Origin of the sequence: Pectobacterium carotovorum, from assembly GCF_900129615.1 — a bacterium.
Taxonomy (GTDB): Bacteria; Pseudomonadota; Gammaproteobacteria; order Enterobacterales; family Enterobacteriaceae; genus Pectobacterium; species Pectobacterium carotovorum.
The window spans coordinates 259,391-274,168 of record NZ_FQWI01000006.1 but is presented as its reverse complement, the minus strand read 5'-3'; the positions used below and the strand labels follow the sequence as shown (position 1 = coordinate 274,168).

The 14,778-nt window shown below is 50.0% G+C and carries 12 protein-coding genes; 8 read left to right on the top strand and 4 right to left on the bottom strand.

Annotation, left to right across the window (positions count from 1 at the left end):
- Positions 1-123: 123 nt before the first annotated feature.
- Positions 124-2,154, bottom strand: a complete 2,031-nt coding sequence (metG, locus tag BUB06_RS14265) for a methionine--tRNA ligase (protein WP_039473919.1) — start codon at positions 2,152-2,154, stop codon at positions 124-126.
- Between the two features lie 223 nt (positions 2,155-2,377).
- Between metG and apbC the strand changes: the two genes are divergently transcribed.
- From apbC to dcuC, 5 genes are all read left to right on the top strand, one after another.
- On the top strand, positions 2,378-3,487 hold the full coding sequence (gene apbC / locus BUB06_RS14260) for an iron-sulfur cluster carrier protein ApbC (protein WP_010281301.1): 1,110 nt from the start codon (positions 2,378-2,380) through the stop codon (positions 3,485-3,487).
- A gap of 373 nt (positions 3,488-3,860) precedes the next feature.
- The gene (gene udk, locus BUB06_RS14255; protein ID WP_010296746.1) at positions 3,861-4,502 is read left to right on the top strand and encodes a uridine kinase; all 642 of its coding nucleotides are present in this window, start codon (positions 3,861-3,863) and stop codon (positions 4,500-4,502) included.
- Between the two features lie 107 nt (positions 4,503-4,609).
- Positions 4,610-5,191: a dCTP deaminase gene (gene dcd, locus BUB06_RS14250; protein WP_005974037.1), complete on the top strand. Its 582-nt coding sequence runs from the start codon at positions 4,610-4,612 to the stop codon at positions 5,189-5,191.
- A 63-nt stretch (positions 5,192-5,254) separates the two neighbouring features.
- A complete protein-coding gene (gene asmA, locus BUB06_RS14245) occupies positions 5,255-7,090 on the top strand; it encodes an outer membrane assembly protein AsmA (RefSeq protein ID WP_039473814.1) in 1,836 nt (611 codons plus the stop codon).
- 264 nt (positions 7,091-7,354) lie between these two features.
- Positions 7,355-8,707, top strand: coding sequence for an anaerobic C4-dicarboxylate transporter DcuC (gene dcuC / locus BUB06_RS14240; RefSeq protein WP_014914716.1), 1,353 nt, complete (start codon positions 7,355-7,357; stop codon positions 8,705-8,707).
- A 43-nt stretch (positions 8,708-8,750) separates the two neighbouring features.
- On the opposite strand, the gene hepT is transcribed toward dcuC, so the two are convergent.
- The 3 genes from hepT to BUB06_RS14225 form a co-directional block, all read right to left on the bottom strand.
- A complete protein-coding gene (gene hepT, locus BUB06_RS14235; protein WP_039473812.1) occupies positions 8,751-9,170 on the bottom strand; it encodes a type VII toxin-antitoxin system HepT family RNase toxin in 420 nt (139 codons plus the stop codon).
- Positions 9,167-9,550 carry a type VII toxin-antitoxin system MntA family adenylyltransferase antitoxin gene (gene mntA / locus BUB06_RS14230; protein WP_039473810.1) on the bottom strand — a complete coding sequence of 128 codons (384 nt, stop codon included), beginning with the start codon at positions 9,548-9,550 and terminating at the stop codon, positions 9,167-9,169. Before mntA ends, hepT begins: the two co-directional genes overlap by 4 nt.
- A gap of 113 nt (positions 9,551-9,663) precedes the next feature.
- On the bottom strand, positions 9,664-11,250 hold the full coding sequence (locus BUB06_RS14225; RefSeq protein ID WP_010296756.1) for a TerC family protein: 1,587 nt from the start codon (positions 11,248-11,250) through the stop codon (positions 9,664-9,666).
- Positions 11,251-11,978: 728 nt separating this feature from the next.
- On the opposite strand from BUB06_RS14225, the gene wecA reads away from it, so the two are divergent.
- From wecA to BUB06_RS14210, 3 genes are all read left to right on the top strand, one after another.
- On the top strand, positions 11,979-13,076 hold the full coding sequence (gene wecA, locus BUB06_RS14220; protein WP_048329221.1) for a UDP-N-acetylglucosamine--undecaprenyl-phosphate N-acetylglucosaminephosphotransferase: 1,098 nt from the start codon (positions 11,979-11,981) through the stop codon (positions 13,074-13,076).
- Positions 13,077-13,193: 117 nt separating this feature from the next.
- Entirely contained in the window at positions 13,194-14,330 is a 1,137-nt protein-coding gene (locus BUB06_RS14215; RefSeq protein ID WP_039473807.1) for a polysaccharide export protein, read from the top strand.
- 8 nt (positions 14,331-14,338) lie between these two features.
- A complete protein-coding gene (locus BUB06_RS14210; RefSeq protein ID WP_039473805.1) occupies positions 14,339-14,773 on the top strand; it encodes an arsenate reductase/protein-tyrosine-phosphatase family protein in 435 nt (144 codons plus the stop codon).
- The last annotated feature ends 5 nt before the right edge of the window (positions 14,774-14,778 follow it).

Sequence of the window (14,778 nt, the reverse complement as noted above, 5' to 3'; positions counted from 1 at the left end):
AATTTGTTATTTCATGGTTACAAATAATGTGGAGCGATGAGCCAGTCGAAGAGGAATACGTGGGGGTTTGTGGAGGAATTGTTGCAAAAAAAAGCCGGATTAAAATCCGGCTTGATGCGGTGATTATTTGACCTGCATACCCGGCTGAGCGCCGCTGTCTGGGCTCAGCAGGAAGATATCTTTCCCGCCGGGACCGGCTGCCATCACCATGCCTTCTGATATGCCGAAGCGCATTTTACGTGGAGCCAGGTTGGCGACCATTACGGTTAAACGGCCTTCCAGCTTAGCCGGATCGGGATAAGCTTCACGAATGCCGGAGAAGACCTGACGAGTTTCGCCGCCCAGATCTAACGTCAGACGTAAGAGCTTGTCAGAACCGTCAACCAGTTCAGCCTGTTTAATCAATGCGATGCGCATATCAACTTTGGCAAAATCGTCAAAGTTAATGGTGTCCTGCACTGGGTTGTCTGCCAACGGACCAGACACGACTTTTTGTGCGGCGACCATGTCTTCTTTCGACGCGTCAACCATTGCGTTCACTTTATCCAGATCGATGCGGTTGAACAGCGCTTTGAATGGGCTAACCTGATGGCTCAGCAGCGGCGTGGCGATAGCATCCCAGCTCAGTTCCGTGTTCAAAAACGCTTCTGTCCGCTGGGACAGCGAAGGCAGAACCGGTTTCAGGTACGTCATCAGTACGCGGAACAGGTTGATGCCCATTGAGCAAATGGCTTGCAGATCTTCATCCCGACCTTCTGCTTTCGCCACAACCCACGGTGCTTGTTCATCAACATAGCGGTTGGCGATATCCGCCAGCGCCATGATCTCACGAATGGCACGCCCAGATTCACGGCTGCTATAGGCTTCGGCAATGCTGGCTGCGGCATCGGTGAAGGTTTTGTACAGCTCGGCGTCGGCCAGCTTGTCCGCCAGTTTGCCGTCAAAGCGCTTGTTGATGAAACCGGCATTACGTGATGCCAGATTCACGACTTTGTTAACGATGTCCGCATTCACGCGCTGAACGAAATCTTCCAGATTGAGATCGATGTCATCAATGCGAGAAGACAGTTTTGCCGCGTAGTAGTAACGCAGGCAATCGGCATCCAGATGTTGCAGGTACGTGCCCGCTTTGATGAAGGTGCCGCGTGATTTAGACATCTTGGCGCCGTTGACCGTGACGTAGCCGTGCACAAACAGGTTCGTCGGTTTACGGAAACCGCTGCCTTCCAACATAGCCGGCCAGAACAGGCTGTGGAAATAAACGATGTCTTTACCGATGAAATGGTACAAATCTGCGTCGGAGTCTTTCTTCCAGAAATCATCAAAATTCAGATCGCCACGCTTGTCGCACAGGTTCTTGAACGACCCCATGTAGCCGATTGGCGCATCCAGCCAGACGTAAAAATATTTGCCCGGTGCATCGGGGATTTCAAAACCGAAATACGGTGCATCGCGGGTAATGTCCCACTGTTGCAGACCTGAATCGAACCACTCCTGCATCTTGTTAGCGACTTGCTCCTGCAATGCGCCGGAGCGCGTCCAGGCTTGCAGCATCTCGCTGAATGCAGGCAGATCGAAGAAAAAGTGTTCTGTTTCACGCATCTCTGGCGTGGCGCCAGACACCACTGATTTTGGTTCGATCAGCTCCGTTGGGCTGTAAGTCGCGCCACAGACTTCGCAGTTATCGCCGTATTGGTCAGCAGCCTTACATTTCGGGCAGGTGCCTTTGACGAAACGATCTGGCAGGAACATGCCTTTCTCTGGATCGTACAACTGAGAAATGGTGCGATTTTTAATAAAGCCGTTCTCTTTCAGCCGACCATAAATCAGACCTGACAGCTCACGGTTCTCTTCACTATGCGTGGAGTGGTAGTTGTCATAGCTGATATTGAAACCGGCAAAGTCCTGCTGATGCTCCTGACTCATCGCCGCAATCATCTGTTCCGGCGCAATCCCCATCTGCTGTGCTTTCAGCATAATTGGCGTGCCGTGGGCGTCGTCCGCACAGATAAAGTGAACCTGGTTGCCGCGCATTCGCTGGTAACGAACCCAAATATCGGCCTGAACGTGTTCAAGCATATGACCGAGGTGGATTGAACCATTAGCGTAAGGCAGCGCGCACGTTACCAGGATTTTCTTTGCGACTTGAGTCATGAGGAACTTGCTTTCTTTTGTGAATAGAGGGAGATCGATGTTAACCGATAGCGCCTTGCTGCGTAAACCGCTGGCGTGAGTAAAAACGGCAGGAAACCACATGGCAGATTTTATTTTGCGTAGCGTTTCCACGTTTTTGACGCCGAAGGGCGTCAGGCTTCCCTCGCTCTGGTATGCTATATACGGTCTCAACGGTCAAATATGAGAATTTCAAGGAGCCGGAATGAACGCGACAGTCCCCGAACAACGCCCTGAAGCACTGCGTGCGATGGTCACCGGGGTTTTATCTACTTTTCAGCACCCGACACTGAAAAATAACCTGACGACACTGAATGCACTGCGCCATTGTGCGCTGCTGGACAATGTATTGCACATCGACCTGACGATGCCGTTTGTCTGGCTGAGTGGTTTGGCAGTATTAAAAGAAACGGTTAGCGATGAACTATTACGTTTATCAGGCGCAAAGGCGGTCGAGTGGCGCTTAACGCACGATATCGCGACGCTGCGCCGGGTTAACGATCAAGCTGGTGTGAAGGGCGTGAAAAACATCATCGCCGTCAGTTCCGGGAAAGGCGGCGTCGGCAAATCCAGTACGGCGGTCAACATGGCGCTGGCATTGGCGGCTGAAGGTGCCAATGTGGGCATTCTGGATGCCGATATCTACGGCCCTTCCATTCCGACCATGTTGGGCTCGGCCAGTGAGCGCCCAACCTCGCCAGATGGTCAACATATGGCACCGATTATCGCGCACGGCCTGGCAACTAACTCGATTGGTTATCTGGTGACGGATGATAATGCCATGGTGTGGCGCGGGCCGATGGCCAGTAAAGCATTATTGCAGCTGTTGCAGGATACACTCTGGCCGGATTTGGACTATCTGGTATTAGATATGCCGCCGGGTACAGGTGATATTCAACTGACGCTGGCGCAGAGTATTCCTGTCACTGGGGCTGTCGTCGTGACGACGCCACAGGATATCGCGCTGATGGATGCCATGAAGGGCATCGCGATGTTTGAAAAAGTCAGCGTGCCAGTACTGGGCATCGTTGAGAATATGAGCGTACACATCTGTAGCAACTGCGGTCATCTGGAGCCGATCTTCGGCACGGGCGGCGCGCAGAAGCTGGCGGAAAAATATCACTGTTCCCTGTTAGGTCAGCTTCCACTGCATATCTCCCTGCGTGAAGACCTTGACCGCGGTGAGCCGACGGTGGTCAGCCAGCCGGATAGCGAGTTTACTTCTCTGTACCGCGAGCTGGCGGGGCAGGTTGCCGCTCAGCTCTACTGGCAGGGTGACACGATTCCCGGCGAAATTTCTTTCCGGGCGCTGTAGCCTGCTATATACCCTAAATAATTCGAGTTTCAGGAAGGCGGCAAGGTAAGGACAAATTCGTCGGGAACGAATTTGACCAGCCAACGGCTGGCCTCCGGTGAGAGACAGGATGTCTCTCATTTCATCCCGATGAGCTTACTCAGGTAAGTGATTCGGGTGAGTGAACGAAGCCAACGCACATGCAACTTGAAGTATGACGGGTATAAAAGCCGGGCTCTGTCCCGGCTTGACCTACGCCAGCATGCGATTTCCCTAGAGCGCAATACGCGGAAAGGGTGGCGTGAAGGGGGGTAACTCCCTATAATTGCCGCGTCAAAGCGCCCGTTGGCGCATTCCCCTCTCTTTTATTTATGTTAATCAGGTCGTTAATACCATGACTGATCAGTCTCACCAGTGCGTCATCATCGGGATCTCAGGAGCATCCGCTTCGGGTAAAAGTCTTATTTCCAGCACCTTGTATCGAGAATTGCGCGATCAGGTTGGTGATCAGCATATCGGGGTGATATCTGAAGACAGTTATTATAAAGATCAAAGCCACCTGACGATGGAAGAGCGGGTAAAAACTAACTACGACCACCCGAACTCGATGGATCATAGTCTGCTGCTCAAACATTTGCAGATGCTGAAAGCCGGTCAGGCGATCGAAGTCCCGCAGTACAGCTATGTCGAGCACACCCGCAAGCAGGAAACCGTGCATATCGAGCTGAAAAAGGTCATTATCCTGGAAGGTATCTTGTTGCTGACGGATGCGCGCCTGCGTAGTGAGATGAATTTCTCCATTTTTGTCGATACACCGTTGGATATTTGTCTGCTGCGCCGTATGCGTCGCGACGTTAATGAGCGCGGGCGTTCAATGGATTCCGTGATGGAACAGTATCAGAAGACCGTGCGCCCGATGTTCCTGCAATTTATCGAGCCCTCTAAGCAGTATGCCGACATTATTGTGCCGCGCGGTGGGAAAAACCGTATTGCGATTGATATTTTGAAAGCCAAGATAAGCCAGTTTTTTGAGTAGTCGCTACCCTGGATAATCCGCGTTGCATTACTAACGTGGAGGCAACGTGAAGCATGACGGGTAGATGAGGTTTATCTGATAGATACCGGCGTCGAATGGAGAATAAGATGAGACTGTGTGACCGTGACATTGAAGCCTGGCTGGATGATGGCCGACTGGTGATTACACCCCGTCCGCCTACTGAGAGGATCAGTGGCGCGACCGTTGATGTTCGTTTGGGAAATCAGTTTCGCGTCTTCCGCGGACACACTGCGGCCTTCATTGACTTAAGTGGTCCGAAAGATGAAGTCAGTGCGGCGCTGGATCGCGTGATGAGTGATGAAATCAATTTGCCTGAAGGCGAGGCGTTTTTCCTGCACCCGGGAGAATTAGCGCTGGCAGTAACGTTTGAATCCGTTACGCTGCCGGATAACTTGGTTGGCTGGCTGGATGGTCGCTCTTCGCTAGCCCGCCTGGGATTGATGGTTCACGTCACCGCACACCGTATTGATCCAGGCTGGCAAGGAAGAATTGTGCTGGAGTTCTATAATTCAGGTAAGTTGCCGTTGGCGCTACGCCCCGGCATGATGATTGGCGCTCTGAGTTTTGAACCGCTTTCCGGGCCGGCTGCTCGTCCTTACAACCGCCGTCAGGATGCCAAATATAAAGATCAACAGGGTGCGGTAGCGAGCCGGATCGATAAAGACTAAGCGTCTGGCGACAGGCCTGTAAGGTAAAAAGCAGGTGGCCGTGCGTTTCGCAATGAGGATGGCATGAGAAGATTTCTGACGACGCTGGCAATTCTGCTTGTGGTGCTGGTGGCAGGAATGACGGCCTTGGTCGTACTGGTTAATCCCAATGACTTCCGCGCCTACATGGTGAAGCAAGTTGAGGAACGTAGCGGCTATCGCCTTCAACTGGATGGCGATCTGCGTTGGCATGTGTGGCCGCAGCTGAGCATATTATCTGGTGGGATGTCGTTAAGCGCGCCGGGATCCAGTGCGCCGATTGTCAGCGCCGAGAATATGCGTCTTGATGTGCAACTGTGGCCGCTGCTGTCACACAAGCTAGCGGTCAAGCAGGTGATGCTGAAAGGTGCCATTATTCGCCTGACGCCGGAAAGCGAAGCCAAACAGGCCAACAATGCGCCCATTGCCCCTGCGGGATCGCAGACCCCATCTGAAGAACGGCACTGGCGGCTGGATATTGATAAGATCAAAGTCGCCGATAGCCTGTTGATTCTGCAACGCAGCAATAATGAACAGATTAACGTGCGCGACATTAATCTTGCGATGGAGCAGAACAGTGACCGTCAGGTCAACATCGAATTATCAAGCCGTATCAATCGCGATCAGCGCGATATCGCCTTCTCCCTTGCCGCCGATGTCGATTTGCTGCATTTCCCCCAGCAGGTCAATGCCAACATTACCAAGCTAGATTACCAGCTTCAGGGGGCAGGAATACCAGCAAACGGTATCAGCGGAACGGGGAGTGTTCAGGCGAGTTATCAACAGCAGCCTGAAAAAATCACGTTTAGCCAGCTTTCACTCAATACCAATAATAGCCAACTGTCGGGTGCCGGTAGCGTGACGCTGGGGGATATCCCCCATTACGAATTAGATCTGTTGTCTGAGAAGCTGGATTTGGATTCCCTGCTGGGGATCGCATCGGTGAAAGAGAACAATGCCTCTGTCGTGCCAGCTAAATCATCGGCCCCTGTGATTTCAAATGAAAGTGGGTTAACCAAACCAGAAGACAGCTTACAGACATTCACGGCACGTCTGTCGCTACAGGCCGCGACAATGATCTATCGTGGACTCGATGTCCGCCAATTTACACTACGGGCAGACAATCAGCCGGGGCTGCTGGATGTGACGACCTTGAGCGGTGAACTGGGCGGTGGACATTTCTCATTACCCGGTAAAGTTGTGACGAAGTCATCGACCAACATCACGTTACGGCCAGATCTCAAGGATGTTGAGTTATCCCAGTTGATGTCCGCATTTGCGCTGCCCGCTGAGACGGTCAGTGGGAAATTGTCGATGGTGGGGCAGTTCAGCGGCAATAGTTTTGCGCTACCTGCGTTGCTCCAGCAGTGGCAGGGGACAGCGACGCTGCAAGGCAATAACGTTCGTCTACAGGGTTTGAATATCCAGCAAATGGTGCAAATGGCTGTTGCGCGTAGCAATGGGAATGTCCGAGGACAAGAGCGCTACGAGCGCTATACCGAACTGCAACAGCTGACTGGGAAAGTACAACTGAATGCGGGTAAGTTACGCCTTACCGATCTCAATGGCCGCTCAGAGCTGCTGTCGCTAACGGGTGCTGGCCAATTCGATTTGCCAGCCCAGACGTGTGACGTCAACTTGAATGTCTCTATCACGCAAGGGTGGCAGGGGGATGAGCAGCTAGTCAGCGTGCTGAAAAACACAGCGATTCCGTTACGTATCTATGGCGAATGGGATAAATTGAATTACCAATTACAGGTAGATCAACTGCTGCGTAAACGTCTGCAGGACGAATTGAAAAAACGCCTGAATGATTGGGCCAGCCAAAATCAGCAAAGCCAGAAGGGTAAGGATCTGAAGCAACTCCTCGATCGTCTTTAATTTTCTGACATGCTGCGCTTTTAGCCAGTTTGCTGATTCCTGTCAGCAGACTGGCAGCTTCTCGATAACGTTTTCCTTTAGTTTGTCATCCTTTTCCCGACTGGCTATGTGCCCGGTGTCTCTTTTTTAACGCTGCAGGTTAATATTTTTCTCTTTTTTTATTTTCTAAAGCAGTAAACTTCGCTCCCTATTTTCGGTGCGGCGCTATTCCGCTGCCGGGGAATGTCTGTCAGATAATTTATTACTCAGGTATCGAAACCCACTATGCTCGAACTTTTGATTGGTGTTGCTGTAACGATTCTGGTTGGTCGTTACATTATAAAAGGGTACTCCGCAACTGGCGTGTTGCTGGTGGGGGGCCTCTTACTTTTGGCAATCAGTGCCATGCTGGGGAAAAATGTATTGCCAGCCAGCGCGAAGGCGACAGGCTGGAGCGCAACGGATATTGTTGAATACGTAAAAATTTTGCTGATGAGCCGCGGTGGCGATCTCGGCATGATGATTATGGTGCTGTGTGGTTTTGCCGCTTATATGACGCACATCGGTGCCAATGATGTCGTCGTCAAGTTGGTTTCCCGTCCGCTGAAAATGATTAACTCACCTTACTTACTGATGATCGCGGCCTATTTTGTCGCCTGTTTGATGTCGTTGGCGGTGTCATCGGCCACGGGACTCGGTGTGCTGTTGATGGCAACGCTGTTCCCCGTCATGGTGAACGTCGGTATCAGTCGCGGTGCCGCTGCTGCAATCTGTGCTTCCCCTGTGGCGTTGATCCTGTCGCCGACGTCGGGCGACGTAGTACTTGCTGCACAGGCATCACAGATGAAATTAGTGGATTTTGCCTTTAAGGCCACGCTGCCTATTTCCATCATGGCGATCGTGTGTATGGCCGTCGCGCATTTCTTCTGGCAGCGCTATCTGGATAACAAAGCGAATGTTAGTCATGAGATTCTGGATGTCAGTGAGATCACGACGGATGCCCCGCGTTTTTACGCCATTCTGCCGTTTACACCGATCATGGGTGTGCTGGTGTTTGATGGCAAATGGGGGCCGGAACTCCACATTATCACTGTACTGGTTATCTGTATGGTGCTGGCCGCGGCGCTGGAATTTGTCCGTTCGTTCAGTGCGCAAAAAGTGTTTGATGGGCTGGATGTGGCTTACCGTGGGATGGCCGATGCCTTCTCTAGCGTCGTCATCCTGTTGGTCGCAGCGGGTGTCTTTGCCCAGGGGCTTGGCACTATTGGCTTTATCAGCGGTCTGATTGGTCTTGCGCAGTCATTCGGTAGCGGCGGGCTGGTGATTATGTTGGTGCTGGTTGCGATCACGATGTTGGCTGCGATGACTACGGGCTCGGGCAATGCGCCGTTCTATGCGTTTGTTGAGCTGATTCCAAAGCTGGCGTCGCAAATGGGCATCAACCCTGCTTATCTGGCGATTCCGATGCTTCAGGCTTCCAACTTGGGCCGTACCATTTCTCCGGTATCCGGCGTAGTGGTTGCCGTTGCCGGAATGGCGAAAATATCGCCGTTCGAGGTGGTGAAGCGCACATCGGTTCCGGTTCTGGTTGGGCTGATTGTGGTGGTGGTTGCTACCGAAATTATGGTGCCTGCCTGATAGCAGAAATTAGGTAAACAGCAGCACCTTTAAGCTATGTGCTCTAAAGGTGCTGGCTGTCGCTGTACCGGGCTATTTGTTTGATAAAATGTTCAAAGCCGCTTAAACGATGAGAAATGACGTGGATGACAATATCCAGATTGAGCGCCTGATAGTCATGCACGGCAATATTTCTTAATCCCACCATTTTTTGCAAATTATCAGACAGATCAATCGTAATAATCTGGTTTGCAGCAAGAAGCGCGAAGCTATCGCGGCTACTTTGTGGTATGCCTAGCTGCTTGATACGGATAAGATAATTAGCGATATCAATAGCGGCTTCGCAGGCACGCTGTATGTTAAGTATGACGGAATCTTGCTTGGTGAAGTTTTGACGAAACCCTTCCTCAGTATCGAATTCCTCACGAATACGACGTAGGCATCTCTGTATGGTGCTGCTTTTGTTGAGCAAGATATCTGTCATGCTTTTAGATCCTGATTAAAGCTACGAATGATATCCGCACGCTCTTTTTGCAGATGCTGGTACATTGAAAGTGTTGTCATTTCAAATTCCCCCGCTGCTGTTTCCGCATCATAAAGCAGCTTGCCGTTACGAACGATCTCCATTTTTAATACCGTTGAAGCCTGCAATAAATCGATAAGATCGACGTCATGACCCACTTCTTTTGCTAATTGATTAGATAGCTCCCAGCGTTCAACGGGATCCAGTGCTCTTGTAGCCATGATGGCGATATCAATGTCGCTGTCCGCTCTGGCATTGCCTGTAGCCTGGGAACCAAAGAGATAAATAATTTTGATGTCGGGCATCTGTTTTTTCAGTGTCAAAACGATCTTATCGAACATGTGATAGCCCCCGTTCCTACGATTCTATTATTGTCTGATAGGATTGCTCGAACATCAATGTATTGCCCGTCAGGGGAGGGGAACAGATAAGTCATCCCCCAGCCCCTATTTCATCACACTTCAAAATCAGTCTGTGGTTCGTCGTTCGGTGTGATACAGACCTCCACGATACGATGACTTTCCACTGCCAGAATAGTGAACTGATAGCCATCGATTGATAGTGTATCGCCCACCTGTGGAACCCGCTGTGCGTGCTCCATTAACAGCCCTGCCAATGTGTAGTATTCGCGCTTTTCATCCAGCGTCAGCGGAACATACATCGTTAAGTCTTCCAGTGGAATATAGCCATTTACGATCCAACTGCCGTCGTCATTCTGCTGAATGCTGTGGCGTGCATCGCGATCTTCTCCTTCGCGCGGCAGGTTGCCGGCAATGGTTTCCATCACGTCGCTTAATGTCACTATCCCTTCCATCGAACCGAATTCATCAACGACAAACGCAAAGTGCGTTCGCGCTTCTCTAAACTGTTCCAAAGCCTGTAAAAGTGAAAGCTGTTCAGGAAAGACCAGCGGCTGACGAATCAGAATACGTGGATTGAACGGCTCGCGGTTTAGCTGCTGCTGGAGTAAATCGGCAACATGCACGATACCCAACGGTTCGTCGGAGGTATTGCTGTCGGTCACCACCAGTCGGGAATGCTGGTTGGTCGTTAACAGTTTAGCGAGCGCATCCTGTGTAATATTCAGCTCAACCGAGTCGATGTCATGCCGCGACGTCATAATGCTGCTGATGGTTCGCTGTGCCAGCCCCAATACCCGCTTTATCATCCGGCGTTCCTGAATATTGAAAACTTCCTGACCTGCCCGGGTATTATCTGCAATCATTGATGAGGTTTGATTGTCCAGTTCAGCTTCTTCATGGTTACCGCGCAAGATACGCAAAACCACTTCCGCGGTACGCTGGCGCAGTGGAACCGAGGAGGAGAGAAAGCGCCGGCGGTTGAATAGGGAAACCTGATTCAACATCTCAATCATCACCGAGAAACCTATCGCGGCGTAGAGATAGCCTTTAGGTATGTGATAACCAAAAGCATCCGCGACCAGACTGAAACCAATCATCAGCAGGAAGCTGAGACACAGGATAACGATGGTCGGGTGTTCAGCGACAAAGCGGGTCAGCGGCTTGCTGGCCAGCAGCATGAGGAAAATAGCGATGGTCACGGCGGACATCATGACCAGCAGATGATCGGTCATGCCAACGGCGGTAATCACGGAGTCCAGTGAGAATATGGCGTCCAGTACCACAATCTGTGCCACTACCGGCCAGAAACGTGCACCTTTACGTTGAGCTTGCTGCTCCTCATCTTTTCCTTCAAGGCGTTCGTTGAGCTCCATCGTGGCTTTAAAGAGTAGGAATAGCCCACCAACCAGCATGATGACATCGCGAGCGCTGAATGTGTGCCCAAGGAACGTGAAGAGGGGGGTAGTCAAAGACACCAGCCACGAAATGGACGCCAGCAGACCCAGGCGCATAATCAGGGCAAGTAACAGACCGACGACTCTGGCTTTATCGCGTTGTTCTTTTGGTAGTTTCTCAGCCAGAATGGCAATGAAGATAAGATTATCAATGCCCAGAACCAGTTCCAGGACAACCAGCGTGGTCAACCCGGCCCATATCGTTGGATCAGCGATCCACTCCATATCTCTTTTTTCACCTTTAAATGAACATAACCTCGATAGCGTATCAGGGCATACACAGATGAACCAGAATTTGCAGGGATATTCTTTAGTATGCCGTGTCGTGTGCAGGAATTATGACGTATTTTTGTACATTTTTTATATGCAGCATGTCAGATTAAGGTTGGCTAATGTTAAAAAAATCCCATTATCGACCTTAAGCAAAATTTTATGCTGTATAACAGGGATACAGGTCGTAACATTTGATCATGTCATGTATCCGAGCATAGAATAACGCGCCGCTGCTAATCTCCGCATAATCATGTGGTTTTACATCTTGAGCAGCCGTTTTTATGACTGAAACAGACTGAGTTTATTCTTTTAGTCGGTTTTTTATACTTATGGAGGTTTTGCCACAATGGATGTTCATAGTCTTATTCCTAAAAACCCCGCCCTAAACATCTTGTTCTTGTGCTCCCGCTTGAGTGGTCAATACTATGTTAGTTCTTTTGGCTAAGTCAGATCCCTCACATCGAGGATGTGGTTTACCTAATGTATCAGTTGTCATAAGGGTATCCGGTTGACGGTATACTCTGTCTGTACAATAAAAATCATAATAAATACGTAACTTAGCGCTTTAAAATTTAAACCACAGGACAGGGGCCGTACTTTGATAGTGCGTTGGTAGCTACAAGCCAAGGGCGGTAGCGTGCCCGACGCATAAACATACAACGGTTAACGATGGTGTAAAAATGCAAGAACTCATAGTGATCTTTCTAAGCGCTTTTGTCGCACTTTTCTTAGCAAGAAAAGCGGCAATTCGTGTTGGTTTAGTCGATAAACCGAATGTACGTAAAAAGCACCAGGGACATATTCCTCTTGTTGGTGGGGTATCTATCTATCTCGCGCTATGGGTTTTGTATGTATTGCAACCAGAATGGTTACCTGATTTCTCTCTGTATATGATTTGTGCCACCGTACTTCTGGTGGTCGGTGTACTGGATGATCGTTTTGATCTTCCTGTATTACCTCGTGTCGGATTACAAGCCGCTGTAGCTGGGTTAATGATGTATGCAGGGTTGTACTTGGAGACATTAGGACGCGTTCTCTTCGGGTATGAACTTTTCCTCGGTATCTTTGGTTACACGGTGACATTATTTGCGGTATGGGGAGCTATCAATGCCTTCAATATGGTTGACGGCATTGATGGCTTACTGGGAGCGCTATCCTGCGTGACGTTTGGCGCGCTTGCTATTGTGTTCTACGTTGGTGGCCATCATGAATTAGCGCTATGGAGCGCTTGTCTGTTGGTCGCAACATTGCCTTACATCCTCCTTAATTTAGGCATGTTGTGGGGGCGAAAATTCAAGGTATTCATGGGTGACGCAGGCAGTACGCTGATCGGCTTTACAGTGATATGGCTACTGATTTTGGCGACACAGGGGGAAAGTGCGGTTATTCGTCCAGTTACTGCACTTTGGTTTATCGCCATTCCACTTATGGATATGGTGACGATTATGGTTCGCCGTATTCGGCGTGGTGACAGTCCGTTTAAGCCCGATCGAGAACATTTGCACCATATATTAATGCGTGCAGGCCTAACGCCGCATCAGGCACTGGTCGTTATTCTTCTTGCGTCGATGTTATTTTCCGCTATAGGCATTTTAGGTGAGCGTATTGGTGCCGCTGAGTCTATTATGTTTAGTATATTCCTCATGGCCTTCTGCGGTTATTTCTGGATGATCAGTCGGATATGGCGTGTGTTGACATGGTTTCGTAGAACAACCCGAGACCCGCGCTCCGGTGTAACTAGCGTCGATAAAAATGGTACTACCCCGTTGAAACGATAAATTGCTAGTGTTTTATACCGTAGACCAGAGGTTAATCTAATAATTTATTCTCTATAATGATGGGCTGTTTTGTAGGGATTTGCGCAATATTCAATCAAGAGCGATGGCATAGACAGGATGATAAAGCACAAACGAAAATTGATGCCGTTGATGGTATCGGTAGCACTACTTAGCGGTTGTACCCTGGTTCCTGGTTCCCACCTTTCTACTAGTGGTAAAAATGTAGTCGAGCAGCAGGATGCGGATTTCAATATCGATAAGCTCGTCAATGTTTACCCGATGACGCCTTATTTAGTCGAGAAAATGCGACCTAAACCACTGATAGCGCAGACTAATCCTGCCTTGGAGAAAGAATTACAGGGTTATGAATACCGCATCGGTATTGGTGATGTCATCATGGTGACGGTGTGGGATCACCCTGAATTGACAACACCAGCAGGGACCTACCGTACCGCAGCTGATACCGGTAACTGGGTACATTCCGATGGTACGATTTTTTATCCATACATAGGCAAGGTTAGTGTTGCGGGTAAAACGGTCACTGAAGTACGCGATCAAATAATGGGACGCTTAGCGCAATATATAGAGTCGCCACAAGTTGATGTCAGCATTGCTGCCTTCCGCTCACAGAAAGCCTACGTGACGGGTGAAGTAGCGACGTCTGGGCAACAACCAATCACCAACGTACCCCTGACGGTGTTGGATGCCATCAACAAAGCAGGTGGGCTGACAGAAAATGCCGACTGGCGTAATATTGTGTTGACCCACAATGGCAAAGAGCAACGACTTTCTCTTCAGGCGCTGATGCAAAATGGCGACCTGTCACAAAACCATCTGCTTTATCCTGGTGATATCCTCTACATTCCCCGAAATGACGATCTAAAAGTATTTGTGATGGGGGAAGTCAAAAAACAAAGTACTCTCAAAATGGATCGCAGCGGCATGACGCTGACGGAAGCACTGGGTAATGCTGAAGGGATGGATCAAACCTTTTCTGATGCCACGGGCATTTTTGTTATCCGTTCGTTACGCGGCATGCAAGGTCCAAAACTGGCAGACATCTACCAACTTAATGCCAAAGATGCCACGGCAATGGTGATGGGGACCGAGTTCCAGCTACAGCCGTATGACATTGTCTACGTGACTACTGCACCGATCGTCCGCTGGAACCGTGTTATCGGCCAATTGGTCCCGACCATTTCTGGCTTTAACGAGTTAACCGAAGGGACGTTGCGTGTTCGTAACTGGCCGTAGAGATCATTATGTTTGATTCAATTTTGGTGGTGTGTGTGGGTAATATTTGCCGTTCTCCAACCGGAGAACGGCTGTTGAAACAGGCTTTGCCAATGAAAAAAGTTGCTTCTGCAGGGTTAGGTGCCTTGGTAGGTAAGCCTGCTGATGGAATGGCAACCGAGGTGGCAAGTGATCACCATCTTTCTCTTGAAGGGCATAAGGCGCAACAGTTAACCTCTGCTTTATGTCGCCAGTACGATCTGATTCTGGTTATGGAGAAAGGTCACATTGACGGAGTAAGCCGTATCGCGCCAGAGGTGCGAGGTAAAACTATGCTATTTGGTCACTGGCTGAATCAGCAGGAAATTGCCGATCCCTATCGTAAGAGCCGCGAAGCATTTGAGTTTGTCTATTCGCAACTTGAACTGTCCGCTCAAAAATGGGCGCATGCACTAAGCCGTTAACTAGG

Bases quoted from the DNA above. Each gene is read 5' to 3' on its own strand.
- metG (WP_039473919.1), bottom strand. From the start codon at position 2,154: ATGACTCAAGTCGCAAAGAAAATCCTGGTAACGTGCGCGCTGCCTTAC.
- apbC (WP_010281301.1), top strand. From the start codon at position 2,378: ATGAACGCGACAGTCCCCGAACAACGCCCTGAAGCACTGCGTGCGATG.
- udk (WP_010296746.1), top strand. From the start codon at position 3,861: ATGACTGATCAGTCTCACCAGTGCGTCATCATCGGGATCTCAGGAGCA.
- dcd (WP_005974037.1), top strand. From the start codon at position 4,610: ATGAGACTGTGTGACCGTGACATTGAAGCCTGGCTGGATGATGGCCGA.
- asmA (WP_039473814.1), top strand. From the start codon at position 5,255: ATGAGAAGATTTCTGACGACGCTGGCAATTCTGCTTGTGGTGCTGGTG.
- dcuC (WP_014914716.1), top strand. From the start codon at position 7,355: ATGCTCGAACTTTTGATTGGTGTTGCTGTAACGATTCTGGTTGGTCGT.
- hepT (WP_039473812.1), bottom strand. From the start codon at position 9,170: ATGACAGATATCTTGCTCAACAAAAGCAGCACCATACAGAGATGCCTA.
- mntA (WP_039473810.1), bottom strand. From the start codon at position 9,550: ATGTTCGATAAGATCGTTTTGACACTGAAAAAACAGATGCCCGACATC.
- BUB06_RS14225 (WP_010296756.1), bottom strand. From the start codon at position 11,250: ATGGAGTGGATCGCTGATCCAACGATATGGGCCGGGTTGACCACGCTG.
- wecA (WP_048329221.1), top strand. From the start codon at position 11,979: ATGCAAGAACTCATAGTGATCTTTCTAAGCGCTTTTGTCGCACTTTTC.
- BUB06_RS14215 (WP_039473807.1), top strand. From the start codon at position 13,194: ATGATAAAGCACAAACGAAAATTGATGCCGTTGATGGTATCGGTAGCA.
- BUB06_RS14210 (WP_039473805.1), top strand. From the start codon at position 14,339: ATGTTTGATTCAATTTTGGTGGTGTGTGTGGGTAATATTTGCCGTTCT.